The sequence below is a fragment of the Acinetobacter sp. 25-47-122 genome (assembly GCF_056779695.1).
Genome location: NZ_JBWYIJ010000007.1, coordinates 1 through 22,017, shown reverse-complemented (window position 1 = coordinate 22,017; position 22,017 = coordinate 1). Strand labels below are relative to the sequence as shown.

Annotated in this window: 18 protein-coding genes and 1 pseudogene; 13 read left to right on the top strand and 6 right to left on the bottom strand. The window is 37.1% G+C overall.

Annotated features, from left to right (window positions below; all coding sequences use genetic code 11):
* Positions 1-11 precede the first annotated feature (11 nt).
* From AC1M9P_RS07815 to AC1M9P_RS07805, 3 genes are all read right to left on the bottom strand, one after another.
* On the bottom strand, positions 12-485 hold the full coding sequence (locus AC1M9P_RS07815; RefSeq protein ID WP_180028098.1) for an NfeD family protein: 474 nt from the start codon (positions 483-485) through the stop codon (positions 12-14).
* Between the two features lie 86 nt (positions 486-571).
* On the bottom strand, positions 572-1,501 hold the full coding sequence (locus tag AC1M9P_RS07810) for a patatin-like phospholipase family protein (RefSeq protein ID WP_051586590.1): 930 nt from the start codon (positions 1,499-1,501) through the stop codon (positions 572-574).
* Positions 1,502-1,575: 74 nt separating this feature from the next.
* Positions 1,576-2,193 carry a lysophospholipid acyltransferase family protein gene (locus AC1M9P_RS07805; protein WP_481587248.1) on the bottom strand — a complete coding sequence of 206 codons (618 nt, stop codon included), beginning with the start codon at positions 2,191-2,193 and terminating at the stop codon, positions 1,576-1,578.
* A 137-nt stretch (positions 2,194-2,330) separates the two neighbouring features.
* On the opposite strand from AC1M9P_RS07805, the gene AC1M9P_RS07800 reads away from it, so the two are divergent.
* The 12 genes and pseudogenes from AC1M9P_RS07800 (at position 2,331) to AC1M9P_RS07745 (ending at position 15,264) form a co-directional block, all read left to right on the top strand.
* Positions 2,331-3,617, top strand: coding sequence for an MFS transporter (locus tag AC1M9P_RS07800; RefSeq protein WP_481587247.1), 1,287 nt, complete (start codon positions 2,331-2,333; stop codon positions 3,615-3,617).
* Between the two features lie 110 nt (positions 3,618-3,727).
* Entirely contained in the window at positions 3,728-4,447 is a 720-nt protein-coding gene (locus AC1M9P_RS07795) for an HAD family hydrolase (RefSeq protein ID WP_481587325.1), read from the top strand.
* Positions 4,448-4,587: 140 nt separating this feature from the next.
* On the top strand, positions 4,588-5,496 hold the full coding sequence (locus AC1M9P_RS07790) for an AEC family transporter (RefSeq protein WP_481587246.1): 909 nt from the start codon (positions 4,588-4,590) through the stop codon (positions 5,494-5,496).
* 125 nt (positions 5,497-5,621) lie between these two features.
* Positions 5,622-6,134: a hypothetical protein gene (locus tag AC1M9P_RS07785; RefSeq protein ID WP_179998562.1), complete on the top strand. Its 513-nt coding sequence runs from the start codon at positions 5,622-5,624 to the stop codon at positions 6,132-6,134.
* Positions 6,135-6,379: 245 nt separating this feature from the next.
* Positions 6,380-6,529 (top strand): annotated as a pseudogene (gene tatA, locus AC1M9P_RS07780) (twin-arginine translocase TatA/TatE family subunit); the annotation flags it as partial.
* A gap of 54 nt (positions 6,530-6,583) precedes the next feature.
* The gene (tatB, locus tag AC1M9P_RS07775; RefSeq protein WP_051586589.1) at positions 6,584-6,982 is read left to right on the top strand and encodes a Sec-independent protein translocase protein TatB; all 399 of its coding nucleotides are present in this window, start codon (positions 6,584-6,586) and stop codon (positions 6,980-6,982) included.
* Positions 6,975-7,715 (top strand): twin-arginine translocase subunit TatC, encoded by a 741-nt coding sequence (tatC, locus tag AC1M9P_RS07770; protein ID WP_481587245.1) that lies wholly within the window; start codon positions 6,975-6,977, stop codon positions 7,713-7,715. The genes tatB and tatC overlap by 8 nt, the downstream gene beginning before the upstream one ends.
* A gap of 142 nt (positions 7,716-7,857) precedes the next feature.
* Positions 7,858-8,196, top strand: a complete 339-nt coding sequence (locus tag AC1M9P_RS07765; RefSeq protein ID WP_035268003.1) for a hypothetical protein — start codon at positions 7,858-7,860, stop codon at positions 8,194-8,196.
* A 94-nt stretch (positions 8,197-8,290) separates the two neighbouring features.
* Complete coding sequence (locus AC1M9P_RS07760) at positions 8,291-10,078, top strand: cholesterol oxidase substrate-binding domain-containing protein (protein WP_481587244.1); 1,788 nt, start codon at positions 8,291-8,293, stop codon at positions 10,076-10,078.
* A gap of 235 nt (positions 10,079-10,313) precedes the next feature.
* On the top strand, positions 10,314-11,582 hold the full coding sequence (locus tag AC1M9P_RS07755) for an HlyD family secretion protein (protein ID WP_481587243.1): 1,269 nt from the start codon (positions 10,314-10,316) through the stop codon (positions 11,580-11,582).
* An 11-nt stretch (positions 11,583-11,593) separates the two neighbouring features.
* Positions 11,594-13,726 carry a peptidase domain-containing ABC transporter gene (locus AC1M9P_RS07750; RefSeq protein WP_481587242.1) on the top strand — a complete coding sequence of 711 codons (2,133 nt, stop codon included), beginning with the start codon at positions 11,594-11,596 and terminating at the stop codon, positions 13,724-13,726.
* The gene (locus AC1M9P_RS07745; RefSeq protein ID WP_481587241.1) at positions 13,723-15,264 is read left to right on the top strand and encodes a TolC family protein; all 1,542 of its coding nucleotides are present in this window, start codon (positions 13,723-13,725) and stop codon (positions 15,262-15,264) included. Before AC1M9P_RS07750 ends, AC1M9P_RS07745 begins: the two co-directional genes overlap by 4 nt.
* Before the next feature lie 58 nt (positions 15,265-15,322).
* Here AC1M9P_RS07745 and AC1M9P_RS07740 read toward each other — a convergent pair whose 3' ends face one another.
* The 3 genes from AC1M9P_RS07740 to AC1M9P_RS07730 all read right to left on the bottom strand — a co-directional run bounded on the left by AC1M9P_RS07740 (position 15,323) and on the right by AC1M9P_RS07730 (position 19,454).
* Entirely contained in the window at positions 15,323-16,660 is a 1,338-nt protein-coding gene (locus tag AC1M9P_RS07740) for a CitMHS family transporter (RefSeq protein ID WP_092767019.1), read from the bottom strand.
* 337 nt (positions 16,661-16,997) lie between these two features.
* The gene (gene paeA / locus AC1M9P_RS07735; RefSeq protein ID WP_035267989.1) at positions 16,998-18,320 is read right to left on the bottom strand and encodes a polyamine export protein PaeA; all 1,323 of its coding nucleotides are present in this window, start codon (positions 18,318-18,320) and stop codon (positions 16,998-17,000) included.
* A 141-nt stretch (positions 18,321-18,461) separates the two neighbouring features.
* Complete coding sequence (locus tag AC1M9P_RS07730; RefSeq protein ID WP_035268043.1) at positions 18,462-19,454, bottom strand: LysR family transcriptional regulator; 993 nt, start codon at positions 19,452-19,454, stop codon at positions 18,462-18,464.
* 680 nt (positions 19,455-20,134) lie between these two features.
* Here AC1M9P_RS07730 and AC1M9P_RS07725 point away from each other — a divergent pair.
* The gene (locus AC1M9P_RS07725) at positions 20,135-21,736 is read left to right on the top strand and encodes an isocitrate lyase (protein WP_035267987.1); all 1,602 of its coding nucleotides are present in this window, start codon (positions 20,135-20,137) and stop codon (positions 21,734-21,736) included.
* Positions 21,737-22,017: the final 281 nt, after the last annotated feature.

Below are 22,017 nucleotides of genomic sequence, written 5' to 3'. Positions count from 1 at the left end.
AGAATTATTGTTTATAACGGTGAGTTGAGGTTATTGTGCGCTTGAACGACCAGCTCATTACCTAAAATATCTGTAACTCTGACACGATCACCGACCTGAACAGGGCTCAGTGTTCTGCAATTCCATTCGTCAGAGCCTAGAACTGGAAGCTGAAAACGAACTTTGACTAATTCAGGTTCATGACCAATTTGAATCACCATCCCAACTTGTCCGATGGTCGCTTCACGTGAGAGACCCGCTTTAGTCTTATCAACGGAAAGTGGTTTAATAAATTTAAACCAAACCACCGTACATGAAATCGATAGGACAACCCATAAAATAATTTGAGTTGGAAGCCCCATAGAAGGAAATAGCCACACCAGTATGCTAATAATGACAGCAGCTATACCAAACCACAGTGCAGCAAAGGCCGGTAAAATGAGCTCAGACAGGATGAGCAAAATACCTAATACAAACCAATGCCAAGGTTCAATCAATAAGTCCATACATCTACTCTAATCGTTATCTTGTTATAGACGAAAACATCTATATCAAGATAACAGACTAGGGCAGAGAAGCCTATAAAAAATGCTTAAAAGCGAGCTGTTGGTGCAGGTTTGAAAGCAGCAGGAGATTTTTTGAAATTGGCAATTGCGGTATCTATTGATTTAATTTTCAGTTGCGCTGCTTTCTCACCTTCAAGTATTGCCTCATTGCTGGCTTTCAAATCCAAAGTTCCTAAATGGCCAACTTTTGGCTGAATCACGACTGTAGCTGCATTGAGTTCAGTATTGATACTTTGTTGACCCATAATATTAATCGTTTGATCCAACAGTCCCCACATGCTCATCGGCTTATTGCCTGCAGGGCGTGCAGAAATATCAACTGCTATCACAATATCTGCACCCATATTTTTGGCAGTTTGAACTGGAATTGGACTCACGAGTCCACCATCAACATATTTGGTTTTGCCAATCGTTGTTGGAACAAAGACGTTAGGGATACTACATGACGCTCTTACGGCTTGACCTGTATTACCTTTGACGAAATCAGCGCGTTTACCATTATCTAAACGTGTGGCAACTGCAGCAAATCGAATCGGGAATTGTTCTATCGGTTTGTTCCCAACCTGTCGATTGACATAATCTTGGAGCTTTTGACCGAGGACCACACCCTGTCGATTTAAAGTTAAATCACGAATATCGGACTCTTTCAGTTGAAGTGCAATTTGCTGTAGTTGATAGGGAGATTTGCCTGAAGCGTAAATACTACCGACAAAACTTCCAGCACTTGTACCCGTAACAATTTTGGGCTTTATACCATGAGATTCTAAAACCTTTAATACACCAATATGCGCAAAACCTTTTGCACCACCACCGCCTAGAGCAATGGCGATCACTGGCTCGCGTGCTTGAATTTGAGTGGATTGTGTAGGATTTTTTACAGTAGAGTTACAGCCTGATAGTGCCAATAAACTCAGACCAATGAAGCTGATTTTGGGAAGATTGAGGAGCAATGACATAGACATTAATCTGCTAAAAAGTGTCAAAATTTTAGGCATATCTCAACAGATTGCTGTCTATTTTTCTAGCATTTTTACAAAAGTTCTTTAAAGGGTAATGCTAAACGACTCATATTTTTAGGAGAAATTTTTCCACGATAATATTCTAATATTTTGTGCAGATCAGATTCATAGTCTCCCGTCATTTCGAGGCTTCCTAAACATCGAATGACTTTATGATCATAATCAAATGCAAACATTACCACTGGTATATTTGCACCTAAGGCAATGTGATAAAAACCGCTGCGAATCTTTTCAGCACTTTTTCGTGTACCTTCAGGTGCCATTGCGACCCAAATTTTATCTCGTTCATGAATGGCTTGAACAATTTGTTGAGTCAAGCCTTGGGGGGTATCGCGTTTTACCGGAATCACCCCGATCCATTTGAGTAAATGTTTGAGTGGAGATTTGAACAGACTATCTTTTCCAAAGATTGTGACTTCAATGCCAATGCCAAGCATCGCGAGAAAGGCATACAGTCCATCATAATTTGATGTATGCGGGGACACAATTGCGACAGCTTTGGGGAAATTTGGAAATTCTCCTTCAAAAGACCAGCCTTGTCGAAGATAAAGCTGTTTGAACGCTGCTCGACTCAACTTTGAACCGCGTTGAGGAACTTGTGATGGTAATTTTGGAAATCTATTGTTCATTGTGCGTTGTATAATTGCTTTTTAAACTTATTATAAAGACCTTGTGTATGAGATACATTGGCAGAATAAGAATCAAGTGACAAGGACATCTAAATACGAATTGATTAAGAAGATATCAGTTGCAGGACACCTCTTTCATGTCACCAAATACCAAAATGTATGTGCTTTTATTTTCACTCTATTGGGCGCAAGGATTGCCAGTAGGATTTATGACACATGCTTTGCCCGTGATTCTGCGTGCTGAAGGTGTTTCCTTAACGCATATTGGTGGATTTGGATTGCTGATGGCTCCGTGGGCACTCAAAGTTTTATGGGCTCCATTGGTTGATCGCTATCATTTGTTCAATCAAGGGCATTACCGCAGTTGGATTATACCTACTCAGTTACTCACAATGATTACGTTGATAATCTTATCGTTTATCCCCATTCAATCACTGAACCAACCTCAATATCTCTTTGGATTTTTCGTGGCATTGTTGATGATGAATAGTATCGGAGCGACTCAAGATATAGCAACCGATGGCTTAGCTGTGAATATTCTAAAAGGTGAACAACAGCATCTAGGCAATATGTTCCAAGTGATTGGTTCAAGGTTGGGCTTTATTGTGGGAGGCGGTGCGATATTGTGGGTATTAGATGCATTGACTTGGCAAACCACTTTTTTATGCTTGGCTATTTTGGTGGCATTTAATACGCTACCCGTATTATTGTATCGTGAGCCTCAACATGCTTCACAAAGCATCAATAATCATCAAGATGATGATTCATCATCTAAAACTCAAAGTTTCGTGAAAGCTTTAAGTCATTACTTAAAATATTTTTTTCAAAATCGAGAACTCAGACTTTGGTTTTTTGTATTGTGTAGCATTAAAGTGACGGATGGATTGTCTGGACCTATTCTTAAACCATTGTTGGTCGATTTAGGACTATCTAAGACGCAAATTGGTGTCAATGTGACCATGCTTGGAGCATTTGCTGCTTTGATCGGAGCAGGTATTGCAGGTTGGCTACTTAGGTTTTATTCGCGTGAAAGTGCTTTAATTACTTTTTCACTGCTTAAATTATTGAGTCTCATTGGATTTGCATGGTTATCGCATTATGAGGCGCGACCTTCTGAATTGAACGTCGTGTGGATCTATATCATCAATGCTTTAGAAGATATGTTCGCTGCGATGTTATTGGTGATTATTCTAACCTTGGTGATGCAATACAGTCGGAAAGAATTTGCAGGAACAGATTTTACTTTCCAAGTCGCATTGATGGCTTCCATTGCGGGAGCACTGTATACCTTGAGTGGCATATTAGGCGATTGGCTCGGTTATACCTCGTATCTCATTTTGATCTGTATATTAGGATTATTTTTGTTCATACCGATTTTAGTATGGAGTCGGTATACAGCTCAAAACAAACATCAATGGAATTAGTCTGTAATCTATCTTTTATTCATTTTCATGCTTAGGATGAAATAAAAATGAATAATCGAGATTGCGGAGAGTTGATAGCATGGGCAAATGAATACACTCCTCTAAGCACTATGAAAATTCAAGCTGTTATTTTTGATTTGGACAATACACTGACACACCGAGATTTAAGTGTTCAAACTTTTAGTCGGGCATTATTTAATACTTATAAACAGCAAATCGATCAATCTGCCTCGTCTGCGCAAGCTGAGATTCTCGAAACGATTCGATATATTGATCATGGTGGCTATCCCATCCGAGAAAGAATGACTGAACCTACCATTGGTGGTTCAGTCGCTCATGCATTACTCAAGCAGTTGAAATGGAAAAAAGCACCAGAATTAGATGAATTAAGTGACTATTGGTTTAATCAATTTGGACTAAACGCAGTCATGATGCCAAATGCTATTCAGACGCTTGATCAGCTTAGAAGCGAAGGATTTAAGTTGGCAATCATTTCGAATGGAGGACATTTCACTCGACATAAAATTATCGAAGGTCTAGGAATCGCGCATCATTTTGATGTGATCATGAGTTCTGAGAAGGCAGGTGTGTCAAAGCCTCAAGCAGAAATATTTCATATGACTTGTCAACAATTAGGAATTGCACCTGACCATTGTCTTTATGTTGGTGATCATCCAGTGAATGATTATTGGGGTGCTACTCAGGCTGGATTAGATGGACTATATTTGGCGGGGTTTCACCAATCCTTAGCTGAACATCAACCGCCGTTAAATAAAACAATCCAGACTTTGCCTGAAATTTTAGCGTATATAAAACAAGTCAATGCATGATGTAAATGATGAATTTTTGAGACGATCAGCTTGATGCAGTGTAATATAAAATGATCAGTTCAAAATGCATGCAATAAACCACTGTGGTTGATTGAGCGTATTAGGACTGAGCGATCTGCACTCGATTAGGCTCATCATTTATGTACAGCATTGTTTTATCCTTAGTGCCGCTGATAGGGCTCATTTTAATTGGATATTTTCTTAAACAGAAATCATATTTAACTGACGAGTTTTGGGCGGGTGCAGAGAAACTTAACTATTTTGTGTTTTTTCCTGCCATGCTTTTTGGTAATTTGGCTCAAGCTGATATTCATATGGAGATGGTGAGTAAAATTTTAGTCATTTTACTCGTGGTCTTTCCAATTGCTTGTGCAGTTTTATATATTCTAAAAAGAATTTTTCAGACCCCAACACGAAGATTTGGAGTCTATGTTCAAAGCAATGTACGTTTTAATACCTATATTGGTTTAGCAGTAGTTGCTTCGCTTTTTCCAGCAGAAGGCATGACAATTTTTGCATTGCTGTTGGCGATCAGTATTCCTGTTGTGAATATCATCTCGGTATTGGCACTGACCGATCATGAAAATATGAATTTTCGAGCAGTGATTATATCGTTACTCAAAAATCCTTTAATTTTGGGTTGCCTGGTTGGTGTGCTCTACAATGTATCCGGGCTACCATTATGGAAAGGTGCAGAGTCATTAATTTACCAACTTGCGATATGTAGCTTACCTATGGGACTAATGTGTGTCGGTGCTGCATTGCAATTTGTGGCTCTTAAAAAAGAATCATTTCCTCTAATGATCAACACGCTATCGCGTTTATGTTTAATGCCGATTTTGGCTTGGCTGGGCTGTAAAATGCTGGGCTTCAATGCTTTAGAGACGCAAATCTTTATTTTATATTTTGCATTACCAACGGCTTCAGCTGCTTATATTCTGACAAAAGTATTGGGTGGTGACAGTCAATTAATGGCTGGCGTAATTAGTCTGCAAATTATCGGTGCTGCAATCACACTACCCATCGTTTTGACTTACATATTGCACTAAAACTCAGAAGTATAATTCCAAATATTTAGAATCATTTGAAAGCTTATCGATTCAATTTGAATTAGATTATGTATTTGTGTTGAATTATGAGAAAATGCAAGATTAAGTTGAATTGAAGTACTCCCATGACACACCACAATGCTGAATCTTTAAGTGATATCGAAATTTTAGATATTTTACAGTCTATGAAATCTGACGAACTTAATGTTGAGGCGAATAAATTGATTCGTAGTGGTGGTAAAGAGGGGCGTCAGGAAGCACATAAAAAAGCCTTGGTTGCATTACATCAATCTTTTGAAGAAAAGTTTGTTGAAGCAGTGACACTTGCTTTAGGTTTAAATGAAGCACAAGCAAAAAAAATTAAATATAAAAAAGACAGAATTCGTATTCTTAAAGCGCGTGGTATTGATTATCTAGAGATTGATGGTGCTGAAACAGCGCAAGTTTTATCGCAGGTTGCACAGGCGATTACACGCGAAGAAGCAATCGTAACGCATGATCTACACAATATTTTTCCGTTTTGGAAAGAAGGCTGGCCAATGGTTCAGTTAGATAATGCGTATGCTATTTTAGCTGAAGATATCGATATTCATTATCAAGCAACCTTAGATAAACTTTTAGAAATCTATGGTCGTTAATCCTTTATTATTCAAGTTAAACAAAGAATTGAAAACGTAGTTCAGCGAACCAAGTGACTGAAAACCGATTTAAGCAAAGGCTTAAATCGGTTTTTTTATTTTTATCAGTAGCTTATATTTTGAAAGCAGAATAAAAAATCTAAACAGACTCAAATATATATGCTGAGATTGTTAGACATTTCAAGAGTTCTATGCATTGTTGGTCTGTTAGTATTAAGCAATATTAAAAAATAAGGATAACTATAATGATGGGTCTTTCAATTGGTCATATCGCACTGTTTGCCATAATTATTTTGGTCATTTTCGGTACAGCTAAATTAAAGAATTTTGGCAAAGATGTCGGCGGCGCTGTAAAAGATTTTAAAGATGCTGTTCGCGAAGATAAAAAAGACACTCATCAATAATCTTTTTTAAACGATATTCAAAGCAATATTGTGGTGTTTTAACCTATGTTTGATGTTGGGTTTGGAGAACTACTCTTTCTTGGACTGATTGTAATTGTGGTCTTGGGTCCTGATCGTTTACCCGATGCGATTCGTTTTGCGCTTCGAAGCTTGAAAAAAATAAGTGAAATAAAATCCGATATTAAACAGAAAGTAGATCTTGAACTTGAGCTTCATCAACTTCGTGAAGAATTAAAAGACGAAATTCAGAATGTTAAACAGCTTGAAACTCAAATGCAGGAATATTTCGCGCATCTAGATGATCAAATTGATCAGAAACAAAAACAATATTTCCCAATCCAAAAGTTTTATGTGCCAGCACCTTATAAAACAGATTTTCTAATGACTCATTTAGCGCATTGGTCGTGTGTTGATATACATGTAATGGGAGTGAGATATGTCTGAAACTTCCGACCTCAAAAAAACACTGAGTCATTTTTCTGATTATTTTGAAGAATTTAGGCGAAATTTAATTCATGTCGTTATCGGCTTTTTAGTTATTTTTGTTGGATTAGTGCCATTCGCGAACAAAATTTATAACGCAATCGCACTGCCTCTACAAGCTAAATTACCTGCAAATGCGCATATGATTGCGACAGATATTACCAGTACATTTGTAGCACCCATTAAGTTGGTATTTTTTGTCACGCTGATCATCCTTTTTCCTTTTATTTTTTATAAATTATATGTTTTTTTAAAACATGCGCTTTATCTGAAAGAACGTAAAATTTTCTTTTTCTTTTTTCCATCAAGTATTGTGTTGTTTTACTCGGGCATTGCACTGGGATACTTTTTTATTCTGCCCGCTGTATTGGGATTCTTTATTGGAGTTTCTCCAGATAGTGTGACCCCTATGACAGATATACAACAATACTTATTGTTTTGTATTAAGTTTTTCTTCGTCTTAGGGCTGATTTTTCAAGTGCCATTGGTCATTATGATCACGGTGTATTTTGGATTAGTAGACATTGAGACCATCCAAAAAAATAGACCTTACATTTTTATCTTTTGTTTTTTTATTGCCATGTTTGTAACGCCGCCAGACATATTATCAATGGCGATTGGGGGCACAATGATCTATCTATTATTTGAAATTGGGCTGTTATTTTCAAGAATATTGAGTCACTCGAATTATTAAAATTAATGTTAACTAAATCACAAAATAATTAAATAGTGTCCTACATTTTTCATTATTGATACACAATTCATTCTGTATATTAAAAGTGCTTAACAAAAGTTAGGTGTATCTAACATAAATTCTTTATAACGAGGTTTTAATCATGAGCTTAGTAGAATTAAAGCAAGAAGAAATCAATGAAGTATCTGGTGCTGGAACATTGATTGGTGACTCAATCATCCACGGTGTGAACTTATTCAATCAAACACTTAATTCAAAACTGATTTCATCAGTTGGTGTTGTATTCAGTGCAGTAGGTTTAGGGCTAGTACACCAAGCTGCTGATACTACTGGTTTAGTGGCATCAAAAACATTAATTGGTCTTGGTCGTGCACTTGGTGGCGATGTAGCTGAAACTCCAAACCATTACGAAAAAGAAAAGGCAGAAGGTCAATATAAACTTCTTCCGACTTTAAATGGCGTTCGTGCTTGGCTTTCATAAGTTTTAAATAAAGTGTTAAAGGCAGACTGGTCATGAGTACTGGTCTGCTTTCAGTAACAGAAATAATAAAGCTAAACTTTTGGTGGCTATAACAATGCAGAATTCATCAGAACAAATAGATCACGATAAAAGAAACTTTCTAAAAACAATGGGTAGCTTAGCTGCTGTTGGTGCTGTTTCAGCATGGCTTCCAACACAAAAGGCAGAAGCTTGGTTTTTTCCTTTACAAGAAAGATTAGTAAATTTCCCAACTGAAATCTCAATTTTTAAACAGAAATATGAAAATTGGTCTGGGGAATCTCGTTATGAAAATGCATGGACAGCATCACCGAGAAATCAAGAACAAGTTTTAAAAGCCATTAACTGGGCTTATCAAAATGGCTATAAAGTCAGACCCAAAGGGATGTCACATAATTGGTCACCTTTATTGTTGGATGATCAAGACAAGATTACTAAAATTTTATTGATTGATATGCCAACGCATATCAACAAAGTCAGTATTGATGCAAAAGGTATTGTGACTGCCGAAGCAGGCATTCAAATGGAAGCATTGTTAACCGCAATGGAATACCGTAATCGTGGATTTGTGGCAGTACCAGCACCTGGAGATTTAACTTTGGGTGGTGTGTTGGCCATTGATGGTCATGGCACAGGTGTACCTGCCGTAGGGGAAATAAAACAAGAAGGTCAAACTTATGGTTCGATCAGTAATTTAGTGGTATCGATCACTGCTGCTGTTTTCGACCAACGAGAAGGTCGATATGTTGCGAAAACCTTCCTGCGAAATGATCCAGAAATTCGTGCATTTTTAGTTCATATAGGTCGTGCATTTATTTTATCTGCACAATTACAAACGTCAAAAAATCAATATATTCGTTGTGAAAGCTATACCGACATTCATATCAATGAGCTATTCGCTCAAGATAAGCATGCTGGACGTACCTTCTCTCATTTTCTGGATAAATCTGGTCGTGCAGAAGCAATTTGGTTTCCATTCACCGATTATCCTTGGTTAAAAGTTTGGACTGTTACTCCGTATCGTCCTTTGACTGCTCGACAGACAGTCAAACCATTCAATTATTGGTTCTCAGATAATTTGATCAAACCTATTACTGATTTGATTCATAAAATCATCGTCAATAAAAGTACTTATCTCACGCCAACCTTCGGTTTTACTCAGTATGAAATCTCTAAACTAGGTTTAAATGGTACGCCATTATCTGGAATCACGACGATTTTGACTGGTGGTTTGGCTTCTACTCAAACTTATGATTTATGGGGGACGTCAAAAAACGTTTTACTGTATGTCAAACCAACAACTTTGCGTGTTACTGCAAATGGCTATGCTGTCATTACCAGTCGTGCAAACGTTCAACGGGTTATTGCTGATTTTTGTGATTATTACGGCATTAAGATGAAGCAATATCAAAAAATGGGTCGTTTCCCAATGAATGGACCTGTTGAAATTCGAGTTACGGGCTTGGATCATCCAGAAGATTCAATTGTTCACGGCGCTCAAACAGCAGCATTATCAGCCATTAAACCTTGTCCTGATCATCCTGAATGGGACTGTGCCGTTTGGTTTGATATTTTAACCTTGCCAGGTACGCCATTCTCAGCGCAATTTTACACAGAAGTTGAGGAGTGGATGTCACAACGTTATCAAGGTGATTCTTTGATGCGACCAGAATGGTCTAAAGGGTGGGGCTATACCAATCAAAAAGCTTGGGATAGTTCAACTTATATCGATTACGAAATTCCACGCGTCCATGCTCAGGGTCAATCTAATCATTTAACCATTCAGTCGAGTAGTCATATTTTAAAGCAATATGATCCTCATGCTTTGTTCACAGCACCTTTAGTCAATCGAGTTTTGAAATAAAACAAGATGAACGCTTCGTTTTTAATCTATTGAAATCAGTATCCAACTGAGTTTATTCAAAGCAGATTTAGCTGAGCGAAGTGTGGGATAGAACAGGAGACAACACAGATCATGACTATTTTATTGAAAACTTTTGGTTTGTGTTTGTCTCTTTTAAGCACGCTGTTGAAATGTAGTCAACTTGATGAAAATTCAATATAAAAACCCGTACTTGAAAAATTAATTACAAATATATATGACAAATAAGCTGTTTAGAGACAAAGCGATTGATGCACAAAAGTCAAAGTGGATTGGTGAAGTCATTTTGATTCGACCATTTTCATTTACGGTACTCACGATTGTTGTCGCCATTTTTACTGTTTTATTAGTGAGTTTTATTTTTTTTGGAAGCTATACGAAGAGGACGAGTGTTAAAGGATTATTGATTCCTAATACAGGTTTAATCCGAGTTTATAGTGCTGAAGGGGGTACAGTCAGTGAAAAATTCGTCAAAGAAGGTCAATTAGTGGAGAAAGGGACACCATTAATTACATTAAAAATGACGCGTTATAATAGTACAGGTAACTATAATGAGTCTGTACAAAAACAAATTGAGTTAAAAAAACAAAGTTTAGATACTGAAAAAAATAAACTAAAAGACTTACATTTAAATAATGTTCAACAATTAAATGCAGAAATTCAATCTATACGTTTAGATTTAATAAAATTAGATGGCTTAATTGCCGAGCAACGCCAACGTCTAGCACTTGCACAAGAAAATGCACATCGTTATCGAGATTTAAAAGATAAAGAATATATTTCGATTGAAGAATATCAACTGAAGCAAGATAACTATATCAGCCTAAAAGTTGCTTTACAGAGCTATGAGCGAGAAAAAAATACTAAACAAGCTGAATTAGAAAATAAATTATTGGCTCAGCAAGGACTAGCATCGAAGTTGGAAAGTGAGCTGACTTTGGTCGATCGTCAATTAGCTTCGAATCAGCAAGAATTTTTAGAAAATAAAGCGCGGGATAGTTTGCTATTACAAGCCAATGCGACAGGAAAAATAGCATCGATTAATGCAGAGGTTGGTCAGTTTATTTCTCCTAATATTCCTGTCATGAATATTGTTCCGACGCCTTCTTATTTAGAAGCACATCTTTTTGTATCCAGTTCAGCAATTGGATTTATAAGGACTGGTCAAACCGTAAAACTTCGTTTTCAAGCCTATCCTTACCAAAAATTTGGTCAAGGTGAAGGTGTGATTCATTCAATCTCAGCGACGACGATGAACCCACAAGAACTGACCAATTTAGGCGAGTTAAGTCAGGGTGTAACACTTAACCAAAGTGAACCTGTGTATTTAGTCAAAGTCAAATTAGAACAACAGTTTGTAAAAGCCTATGGTGAAAGTAAGCCTCTTAAAGTGGGCATGGCCTTTGATGCAGATATCATGCAAGAAAAAAGAAAACTATATGAATGGGTACTCGAACCGTTATATAGCATCACTGGCAAGATATAAGAAGAAATAACATGCAGATATTAGACAAAATTTCTCTTGGATTTGGACGGAAAATTCCAACCATTTTACAGACGGAAGCGACAGAATGTGGATTAGCCTGTATTGCGATGATTGCGCATTATTATGGCTATGAGTCTGATTTATTAACGTTAAGACGTCGTTTTTCAGTTTCTCAAAAGGGTTCAAATCTCAATCAGCTGATCAAAATTAGTAATCAGTTGAAAATGGTAACACGCCCATTAAAGCTGGATTTAGAAGATTTAGATCAGCTTAAAACCCCGTGTATTTTACATTGGGATTTCAACCACTTTGTGGTATTGCAAGAAGTCAGTGCCAATAAAGTCACGATTTTAGATCCAGCATTTGGTAAACGTGTACTGACACTCAATGAGGTATCTGAACATTTTACGGGTGTTGCATTAGAGCTTTGGCCAGATACTGAATTTGAAAAAAAGGAAGATAAAAATCAGATTCAGCTTAAAGGTCTAATCGGTCATGTTCGTGGTTTATGGAAGTCTCTCGGGCAAATTTTAATTTTGGCCTTAGCTTTGGAAGTTTTTTCATTAATTAGCCCATTCTTTATGCAATGGGTGATAGACCATGTGATCGTATCTGCAGATCGAGATCTCTTAACGATTCTAGCTATTGGCTTTGGCATGCTGATGTTACTTCAGCAGTTTATCGGGTTACTCCGTTCCTGGATCATGATGTATATGAGCACGCATTTAAGTGTGCAGTGGCAAGCCAATGTCTTTAATCACATGATTAATGTTCCTGTATCTTATTTTGAAAGACGATCCCTGGGTGACATTGTTTCGCGATTTGGATCAATTGGTAACATTCAAACCACACTCACCACAACGTTCTTAGCTGCGATTCTTGATGGATTAATGACAGTATTTACGTTGATTTTAATGTTTATATACAGTCCAAAGTTAGCTTGGATTGCAATTTTTACGATGGGCTTGTATGCCTTAATCAGATGGATTTGGTATGCACCTTTAAAACGAGCGACGGAGGCGCAAATTATTCATGCGGCGAAGCAAAGCAGTCATTTTATGGAAACCGTGCGTGGGGCAAAAACCATAAAACTGTTCCAACGACAAGATGTTCGCCGTTCGACATGGTTAAATCTTATGGTCAATCAAGTTAATGCTGGATTAACGACCCAAAAGTTAGGTTTAGGTTTCTCATTGGCAAATGGAGTCTTATTTGGTATTCAGAACATTCTAATTATTTGGTTAGGTGCCACATTGGTATTGGAGGGTAATTTTACAGTCGGTGTACTGATGGCTTTTATGGCCTATAAAAGTCAGTTTGATGGCCGAGTCGCAGGTTTAATCGATAAGTTTATCGAAGTTAAAATGCTTCAAATTGATGTAGAGCGTTTATCCGATATTGTGTTAACAGAACAAGAAAAATTATACGGCGATGCTGAAATCACAAATGTAGATCAGGTTGAGAATGCAATTGAGGTCGAAAATCTGCACTTTAAATATTCAGAAAATGACCCTTATGTACTCAAGGGGATTAGTTTCAAGATACCCCAAAATCAATCTGTCGCCATTGTGGGGGCAACAGGTTGCGGTAAGACCACATTGCTACATGTTCTGTTAGGTGTATTTAAACAGAATGAAGGTGAAGTCAAAATTATGGGGCGTGATTTTGAACAATTAGGATTAAATGCTGTACGAGATCAAGTTGCCACAGTGTTACAAGATGACATTCTATTTGCTGGTTCAATCGCAGAAAACATTTGTTTTTTTGATTCAAATCCTGACATGCAATGGGTACAAGAATGTGCAGCCTATGCCGCAATTCATGATGACATTAGCCGTATGCCAATGGGATATCAAACCCTAGTGGGGGATATTGGTAATATGTTGTCAGGAGGACAAAAACAACGAATTTTATTGGCTCGTGCTATCTATAAAAAACCAAAGATTTTATTTATGGATGAGGCGACCAGTAGTTTAGACGTATTAAAAGAACAAGAGGTCAATGCAAACCTCAAGCATTTGAATATTACCAAATTGATTATTGCACATCGTCCAGAAACGATTTCATCTGCTGAGCGGATTATCGCTTTACAAGATGGCGTGATCGTCCGTGATATGTTGACCAAGGATTTGCAACCTAAATGAAAATTACATACATCGCTTTCATTGTTGTTGCTGGGTCGCTATTCGGACATAGTTCGTTGGCTTATGCAGAGAGTTGGTTGTCAAAACTGACTCCAAATCAAAAAAAACAACGCGAGACTTTATGGTTTGATGAGCTCACGGCTCAGCGTAAAGCCCGCGAGAATGAGACAAAACGTAAGCAAATAGAACAACAACTCAATCAAAGTGTGTCACTTGATCTTCAAAATCAGAAAATGTTAAGTCAACCTCAACATTGTTTATCTCAAAATAGTCTCAAGAATGAACAGCCAATAGAACTCATTGATGCCATTGAACGTGCAGTTTGTCGTAATCCTGAGACAAAAAGTGCTTGGGTACAAACGCGTATTCAAGCTGCTCAGCTTAAAATCTCTAAAGCAAATTATTATCCTCAAGTGAATAGCACCTTGAATTACGATTGGTCACGTGATGATAATCAAGTAAAAGATCGTCCTGTTTTGAGTTATGACACTGACTTACGCCGTTACGGACTTGGAATAAGAGCCAATTGGCTACTTTATGATTTTGGTAGTCGATTTTATCAAGCAGAAGAAGCCGAAAAATTATTAGCGATGTCTTTGGCACAGCATGATGTTGCTTTGCAAAATATGATCATCAAAACGATTTCGACTTATTATCAAATTATTCAGGCTGAGTTAAAATTAAACAATATTAATGAGTTGGTTGTACTTGCAGAAAAAAACTATGAAATTGCAAATGCTCGATATCGTGCAGGTGTAGGTATCAAATCAGATGCATTACAAATGTCCGCAAATTTGGCGAAAGCAAAGTCAGATCAAACTAAATTTTTAGGTGATTTAAAAATTGCAAAAGGACTTTTAGCATCATTAATAGGTGAGCCTGCATACCAAAATTTCAAAATTAATAATCAGTTAAAAATTCCAAAAGAGCTAGATCTTAAACCGATTGAAATGCTCATTCAGGATGCTGAAAAAATGCATCCAAAGTTTAAAGCTGCACAGTATGATTCACTCGCAGCTGAAAATAAAATTAAGGCAATACAGCGGTCTAGATATCCATCTGTTAGTTTTAACGGTATTTATGATCAGCAAAAACAAACGAGTGACAGTTATGGCAGTGACAGCCAATCTCTACAAGCGGGTGTGCAAGTCAATTTCCCATTGTTTGATGGTTATAATCGAAAAAATCAAATTGTCGTTGCTCAAGAAAACCTAAAATTAAAGCAATTAGAGCAAGAAAGATTGAAGCTTGAAATTAATGCTGAAATCTGGAAAAGCTATAATGAGCTAAATGCAATCCATGACAATATTAAGGCGCTAACGATATTGAATCAAAGTGCTTCAGAAGCCTATGAAGCCGCCCAAGGACGTTATAAAGCGGGTGTAGGAAATTTACTCGAAGTGCTTAATGCTCAGAATGTGTTGAATGAAGCAAAAATGAATTATTCCACCTTGTTGACAGAGTTTTTAGTGGTGAGGTATCAACTTCTATCTAACATGGGGAACTTGAATATTTGGAATGAGACTCAAGCTCAATAAGCCTTTATAAATAAGAGATTGGAGTGATCAAAAAATCACTCCGAAACTAGAGATACGATTAAATAGCAGAATAGAATGGGAACATCCCAAATATTAATCCACTTGCAAGCATCACTAAGCACGTAATAATCGCCCATTTAATGGTAAATTTTTGGTGTTGACCAAACTCAATCCCAGCAAGCCCGCAGAGTAAAAAGGTAGATGGAACTAAGGGTGAGAGCAGATGAACGGGTTGACCAACAATCGATGCACGAGCCATTTCCACAGGAGAGATGCCATAATGTGCTGCAGCTTCAGATAAGATGGGCAGAACACCATAGTAAAAAGCATCATTTGACATAAAGAACGTTAAAGGCATGCTTAAAACGGCTGTGATTGGTGCCAAATATGGACCCATACTATCTGGAATAATCGCTACTAACTCTTTTGACATGGCATCGACCATACCCGTGCCAGTGAGTAAACCTGTAAAAATACCAGCGGCAAAAATAATACCAACGACATTTAAAGCACTACCAGCATGATGAGCGACTAAGCTTTTTTGCATATCAATATCACGATAGTTCACGACTAAAGCAATACACAATGCAATCATAAATAAAATAGGCATAGGCAAAATACCCATGACTAGGCTGGCCATCAGTGCAAGAGTCAATAATCCATTGAACCATCTCAAATGCGCTCGATTTGCCTCTGGGTTTGATGAAATTTGAATATTGTCGCCATGGCTAATATCCAATTCCATGATGCCTAATCTTTTTCGCTCCATTCGGCCATACATGGTTCCTAAAAAGTACAACCAACCAATGGCGAACAGCATCGGTAAAATCATAGGAACAAACACATCGCTAGGATCTACATGGAGTGCACTTGCCGCACGTGCAGTAGGTCCACCCCATGGCGTTAAATTCATGATTCCACTGGCTAACATCATGAGACAGGCCATAATTAAAGGGCTCATGCCTAATCGCTTGTAAAGCGGTAACATGGCAGCAACACAGATCATATAAGTGGTAGAGCCATCACCATCTAAAGACACGATCAATGTTAAGGTAATCGTACCTAATACTACTTTGAGGGGATCACCTTTTACCAATCTGAGAATAAATTTCACTGATGGATCGAATAAACCTGTATCAATCATGATGGCAAAATACAAGATAGCAAATAGCAACATGACGCCGGTAGGTGCTAACTTTTTAACACCATCTAACATCATTTCACCAAGTTCATTAAGTTGAATATGGTTCAAACTATCTACAAAAAAACCTAATCCATATGCAATTAGCGCAAAAAGAACGGGAATAAGCGTGAGTGCGACGAGGGGAGTCATACGTCTAGACATAATGAGGTACATAAAGCACAAAATCATGCCCAAACCAAGCAAGGTCAACATGGATCTATCCTTAGATTAGCGTTTTAATCAATATTGTTTCTATTACAGTATTTGTTATCTTCGAAAACGCCGACCATCTTAGAGAAATTTATGATTAAACTAAATATTGTTTAGAAAATATTAAAATAACCATAATTTTTATAAAAAATAGTAGTTAAAATTCATAAGTTTAGAATTTATATTTTGTGATTGGAGACATTAAACATGATTTTTAAGTGTGATAGTTGTAATAAAAATTGAGTATAAATTCTAATTTTAATAATTTTTGAAGGTGAAAAATCTCAAGTTTAATTAGATAAACTGAATAAAAAAATCCACCTGAGTGGTGGATAGTGTCTTATTCAACAGTTGATTCTAATTCTGCTTTTTCATCAAGTAATCTGGTCACGAGTAGTTGGTCAATTTTAAAATGGTCAACATCGACCACCTCAAATTTGTAACCATTAAATACCACACTATCAGCAGGACGTGGAATCTTACGAAGTTTAAACATCATAAACCCAGCTAAAGTTTCATAGTTTTCATCATCAGGCATTTCATCAATTTCTAATGCATGCTTGACATCTTCAATAGGTGTACTGCCTTCAATCAGCCAAGAATGATCATCCCGCTTGATAATTTGAAGATCTTCATCCGTTGGCGTAACCCAGTCACCCATCACGGTAATCATAATATCAGATAGGGTAATAACACCAACCACCAAGGCATATTCATTGATGACTACGGCAAACTTTTCTTTACTAGATCTGAAGCGATCAAGTAATTCTGATAGTGTAAGTGTATCTGGAATCGTTAATACATTACGGATAGTGGATTCATTCAACTGATTAAATTTTTGATTATTTAAAATACGAATCAAGATATCTTTAGCATCAACATAGCCAATCACTTGATCAATATTTTCATTGCAGACTAAATATTTTGAATAGGGAAATTCAGCCAGTTTTTGACGAATACTTTCTTCTGATTCATTGATGGTAAAGAAAACCACGTTTTCACGTGTAGTCATACTCGAAGGAACATTTCGCTCTTCAAGCTCAAATACATTTTCAATAAAGTGATGTTCTTGTTTTTGTAAGACACCTGCTTGTGCCCCTGCATCCATTACCGCAGAAATATCATCAAAGGTGATATTATCATCACGAGTAGTATTTACTTTGAATAAACGGAATAATAGGTTGGCAATTGCATTGATAAACCAAGCTAATGGACGACAAACAGTAATGAATACCTGAATAGGATTAATTAAAGAGACAGCGATTTTTTCAGGTGCAATCATTGCCAATCGTTTAGGCATAAGATCAGCAAATAAAATAAACAGTGATGTCACTAAAGTAAATGACAATGCAAAACCAATTGATTGTGACCAAGGACCATCATAGAAACGATCGACCAAAATCACAAAATAAGGTCTAAATGCAGCTTCACCTAAAATCCCCCCCAAAATTGCAATAGCATTTAAGCCGATTTGAGAGGCAGCAAAGAAATCAGCTGAATTCTCTTGAAGCGTAAGCACTTTTTGTGCACGATCATCACCAGACTCAGCCAAAATTTTCAGTTTCACTTTACGTGATCCTGCAAGTGCGATTTCACTTAATGATAAGAATCCAGCTCCAGCAATCAAAATCATAATGATCACGAAATTCTGAAAGAGGCTCACACGAACACCTTTGTTTTTAAATTATTTATGAGGAAAGTTTTATCACAAAAAACATAGAGGTAGTGAATTTTTACACTACCTCAATATCATAGTTATTGAGTAAAAAATTTTAAAGTATTGATTTAAATCAGCTCTACTCAATCAAAATTGTGAGAAGTGGGTATTGTTATTTGAAAGAAATTCACGATTTTCTTCCTCAGTCATTTGACGAGCAACATATAAAATCAACTGACGTAACCAACGATGAGCAGGATGATGATGTAATAGAGGGCACCACGCCATTTTGAGTTCAAATTCAGGAATGTAAAATGGAGGGTCTTTGAGCATCAAGTTTTGACTTTTAGCTTGTAGGCGAGCGATTTTCGTCGGTAATGTCGCAATGAGATCGACATTAGACGCTAATAAACCTGGCATTTGATAATGACGTGTAAATACCGAAATTTTGCGTTTTTGACCAATACGTTCTAAAGCTTGATCAATCCAACCTAAACCAGCTTGTTTCTCTGGGTTAACACCAAATCCTACACCCATCCCAGTTTTAGAAACCCAGATATGTTGCGCATCTAGATAACTTTTAAGATTCAAATTATTGACGGCAGGATGCTTATTATTCAGTAAGCATGAAAAGCTGTCACGCCACACCAGAACCTGATGAAAACTTTGTGGTATTTCGTTGAAACGGTTGATGGCAAGATCAACTTTACCTTGTTCCATATCACGATAAGATACATCACTCGGTGTTAGAAAATCTAAAACAACATTTGGTGCTTCTGAACGCAGAGCCTTAACTAAGCGAGGCACAAGTGTAGCTTCAGCATAATCTGAAGTCATGATGCGGAAAACACGATTTGACGTATAAGGTCTAAATTCTGTTCGTGGTTCTAAGATCATAGATAGATCAGAAAGGGCATCACGAATACGAGGCTGTAGTTCTAAAGCCCTTTCTGTAGGAGTCATTCCTTCAGAAGAGCGAATTAAAAGCGGATCATTAAATAAGTTACGAAGACGACGTAAAATATTACTCATTGCAGGCTGAGTAACACCCAATTGTTCTGCTGCACGTGTAACATTCTTCTCTCGCAAAAGAACATCTAAGTAAATTAAGAGATTGAGATCAACCCGCTCAAGATTCATAAAAAAAATACCGAAAATAAATTTTTGAAATCGTGGGGAATTATGCCATAAGCGCTTAGGTTTGTGTGTTTTTATGCTGATTTTTTCAGCAGAATTTAACATATATTCATCAAATTTACGTTTTTTTGTCATAAGACAGACCCTATACATTTATTTAAGAAATAGGGCTTTAGTTGTTTTTGAAATTACCATGCTATGTTCTAAATTTTTTTTAGGTTTATCTCAATTTAAATGCTTTATTGGTAATTCCATCAATATGGTTCACAGTTTAAAAAATATTCATTTAAAACTAACAGTTTAATAGCGAGGCTCTGTCAGAAAAGTCAATTGAAGGTTAATATCTAAAGATGTTTGAAGAAAAATTAAACGTAATTTTGAGCTTGATACTTAAGTCTAATGAATAAGAATTACTCAAATTGTGTTAAAAGTGTACAAATACTTATTTTATAAATTTGATTAAAATCAATAATTTATAGGATGGTATTTCATTTATATTACGACTTTAATCTACATATTTTTTAAATAAATACTGAGAATTAAACGAAAATATTGGATTAATTTCTAGAGTCAATCTAAGCTAAGTCCATAGCAACGAAGCGCTCTAAATCTGAACAATTAATACCGAGTAGATTTAGTCCTTCGATTGATAAATCCTAAAATTATATACAGGGTAAAATATCATGACTACATACCAAACAGCGATTGATGCAATCCGCGAATTAAAAGCAAAATTCGGCAACACTTGGGCAGACATCAGTCCTGAAGATGCTGCACGTATGCAACTTCAAAACCGTTTCAAGACTGGTTTAGATATTGCGAAATACACAGCTGCGATTATGCGTCGTGATATGGCTGCTTATGATGCTGATTCTAGCAAATATACTCAATCTTTGGGTTGCTGGCATGGTTTCATCGCACAACAAAAAATGATTGCGAACAAAAAATACTTCGGCACTACTGAACGCCGTTACATCTACCTTTCTGGTTGGATGGTTGCTGCACTTCGTTCTGAGTTTGGTCCACTTCCTGACCAATCTATGCACGAAAAAACTTCAGTTCCTGCATTGATCGAGGAAATCTACACATTCTTACGTCAAGCAGACGCAAAAGAATTAAACGACTTATTCCGTGCACTTAAAAAAGCGCAAGAAGCGGGTGATACTGCTAAAGCTGCTGAAATCACTTCACAAATCGACAACTTCCAAACTCACGTTGTGCCAATTATTGCCGACATCGATGCTGGTTTCGGTAACGAAGAAGCAACTTACTTACTTGCGAAGAAAATGATCGAAGCGGGTGCATGTGCACTTCAAATCGAAAACCAAGTTTCTGACGCGAAACAATGTGGTCACCAAGCAGGTAAAGTAACTGTTCCACACGAAGACTTCATTGCGAAAATCCATGCACTTCGCTATGCATTCTTAGAAATGGGTCTTGACGACGGTATCATCGTTGCACGTACTGACTCTGAAGGCGCTGACTTGACTCAAAAAATCCCAGTGGTTAAAGAGCCAGGCGATATCGCTTCTCAATACATCAGCTACTTAGACACTACTGAAATTGATATTTCAGAAGCGCAAGAAGACGAAATCCTAATCAAACGTGATGGTAAATTACACCGACCTAAGCGTTTAGCTTCTGGTCTATATCAATTCCGTGAAGGTACTCAAATTGACCGTGTTGTACTTGACTGTGTAACAAGCTTACAGAACGGTGCTGACCTTCTTTGGATCGAAACTGCAACGCCAAACGTTGAAGAAATCGCTCACATGGTGAACCGTGTACGTGAAGTTGTGCCAAATGCAAAACTTGTTTATAACAACTCACCATCATTCAATTGGACGTTAAACTTCCGTCAACAAGCTTACGACCGTTGGGTTGCTGAAGGTAAAGACGTATCTGCTTACGACCGTGCTAAGTTAATGAGCGCTGAGTATGACAATACTGAATTAGCTGCTGATGCTGATGCGAAGATCCGTACGTTCCAAGCTGATGCTTCTCGTGAAGCAGGTGTATTCCATCATTTGATTACACTTCCGACTTACCACACTGCTGCGCTTTCTACACATGAGCTTGCAGAAGGTTACTTCGGTTCTGAAGGTATGTTGGCTTATGTTGCTGGTGTACAACGTAAAGAAATCCGTGGCGGTATCGCTTGTGTTAAACATCAAGCAATGGCTGGTTCAGACATCGGTGATGACCATAAAGAAATCTTCGCTGGCGACAACGCGCTTAAAGCGGGTGACGATGCGAAAAATACAATGAACCAATTCTCTGCATAAGCACTGAACTAATTCAAAAAAACCCTGCGTAAGCAGGGTTTTTTTATTGTTAATGAAATTATTTAACTAAATACATGAGCCAATTTAATTGATGTATAGATAGAAAAACAGCGGTAGTAAAACCTAATACATATTTTGAATAAAAGTAATGCCAAAGCTGTTACAATCCCGAAAATTTACATTTGTATATTAGAGTTCTTTCATAAGTCATTTTTTACTCAGCTCCATGTTATAGATTCCAGCAATTAAATTAAATCTTAAGCCTAGTCTTTTGCCGCGGT

What these genes read in the sequence shown, in the direction of transcription:
- AC1M9P_RS07815 (WP_180028098.1), bottom strand. Translation starts at nt 485, where the DNA reads ATGGACTTATTGATTGAACCTTGGCATTGGTTTGTATTAGGTATTTTG.
- AC1M9P_RS07810 (WP_051586590.1), bottom strand. Translation starts at nt 1,501, where the DNA reads ATGTCATTGCTCCTCAATCTTCCCAAAATCAGCTTCATTGGTCTGAGT.
- AC1M9P_RS07805 (WP_481587248.1), bottom strand. Translation starts at nt 2,193, where the DNA reads ATGAACAATAGATTTCCAAAATTACCATCACAAGTTCCTCAACGCGGT.
- AC1M9P_RS07800 (WP_481587247.1), top strand. Translation starts at nt 2,331, where the DNA reads ATGTCACCAAATACCAAAATGTATGTGCTTTTATTTTCACTCTATTGG.
- AC1M9P_RS07795 (WP_481587325.1), top strand. Translation starts at nt 3,728, where the DNA reads ATGAAAATTCAAGCTGTTATTTTTGATTTGGACAATACACTGACACAC.
- AC1M9P_RS07790 (WP_481587246.1), top strand. Translation starts at nt 4,588, where the DNA reads ATGTACAGCATTGTTTTATCCTTAGTGCCGCTGATAGGGCTCATTTTA.
- AC1M9P_RS07785 (WP_179998562.1), top strand. Translation starts at nt 5,622, where the DNA reads ATGACACACCACAATGCTGAATCTTTAAGTGATATCGAAATTTTAGAT.
- tatB (WP_051586589.1), top strand. Translation starts at nt 6,584, where the DNA reads ATGTTTGATGTTGGGTTTGGAGAACTACTCTTTCTTGGACTGATTGTA.
- tatC (WP_481587245.1), top strand. Translation starts at nt 6,975, where the DNA reads ATGTCTGAAACTTCCGACCTCAAAAAAACACTGAGTCATTTTTCTGAT.
- AC1M9P_RS07765 (WP_035268003.1), top strand. Translation starts at nt 7,858, where the DNA reads ATGAGCTTAGTAGAATTAAAGCAAGAAGAAATCAATGAAGTATCTGGT.
- AC1M9P_RS07760 (WP_481587244.1), top strand. Translation starts at nt 8,291, where the DNA reads ATGCAGAATTCATCAGAACAAATAGATCACGATAAAAGAAACTTTCTA.
- AC1M9P_RS07755 (WP_481587243.1), top strand. Translation starts at nt 10,314, where the DNA reads ATGACAAATAAGCTGTTTAGAGACAAAGCGATTGATGCACAAAAGTCA.
- AC1M9P_RS07750 (WP_481587242.1), top strand. Translation starts at nt 11,594, where the DNA reads ATGCAGATATTAGACAAAATTTCTCTTGGATTTGGACGGAAAATTCCA.
- AC1M9P_RS07745 (WP_481587241.1), top strand. Translation starts at nt 13,723, where the DNA reads ATGAAAATTACATACATCGCTTTCATTGTTGTTGCTGGGTCGCTATTC.
- AC1M9P_RS07740 (WP_092767019.1), bottom strand. Translation starts at nt 16,660, where the DNA reads ATGTTGACCTTGCTTGGTTTGGGCATGATTTTGTGCTTTATGTACCTC.
- AC1M9P_RS07730 (WP_035268043.1), bottom strand. Translation starts at nt 19,454, where the DNA reads ATGAATCTTGAGCGGGTTGATCTCAATCTCTTAATTTACTTAGATGTT.
- AC1M9P_RS07725 (WP_035267987.1), top strand. Translation starts at nt 20,135, where the DNA reads ATGACTACATACCAAACAGCGATTGATGCAATCCGCGAATTAAAAGCA.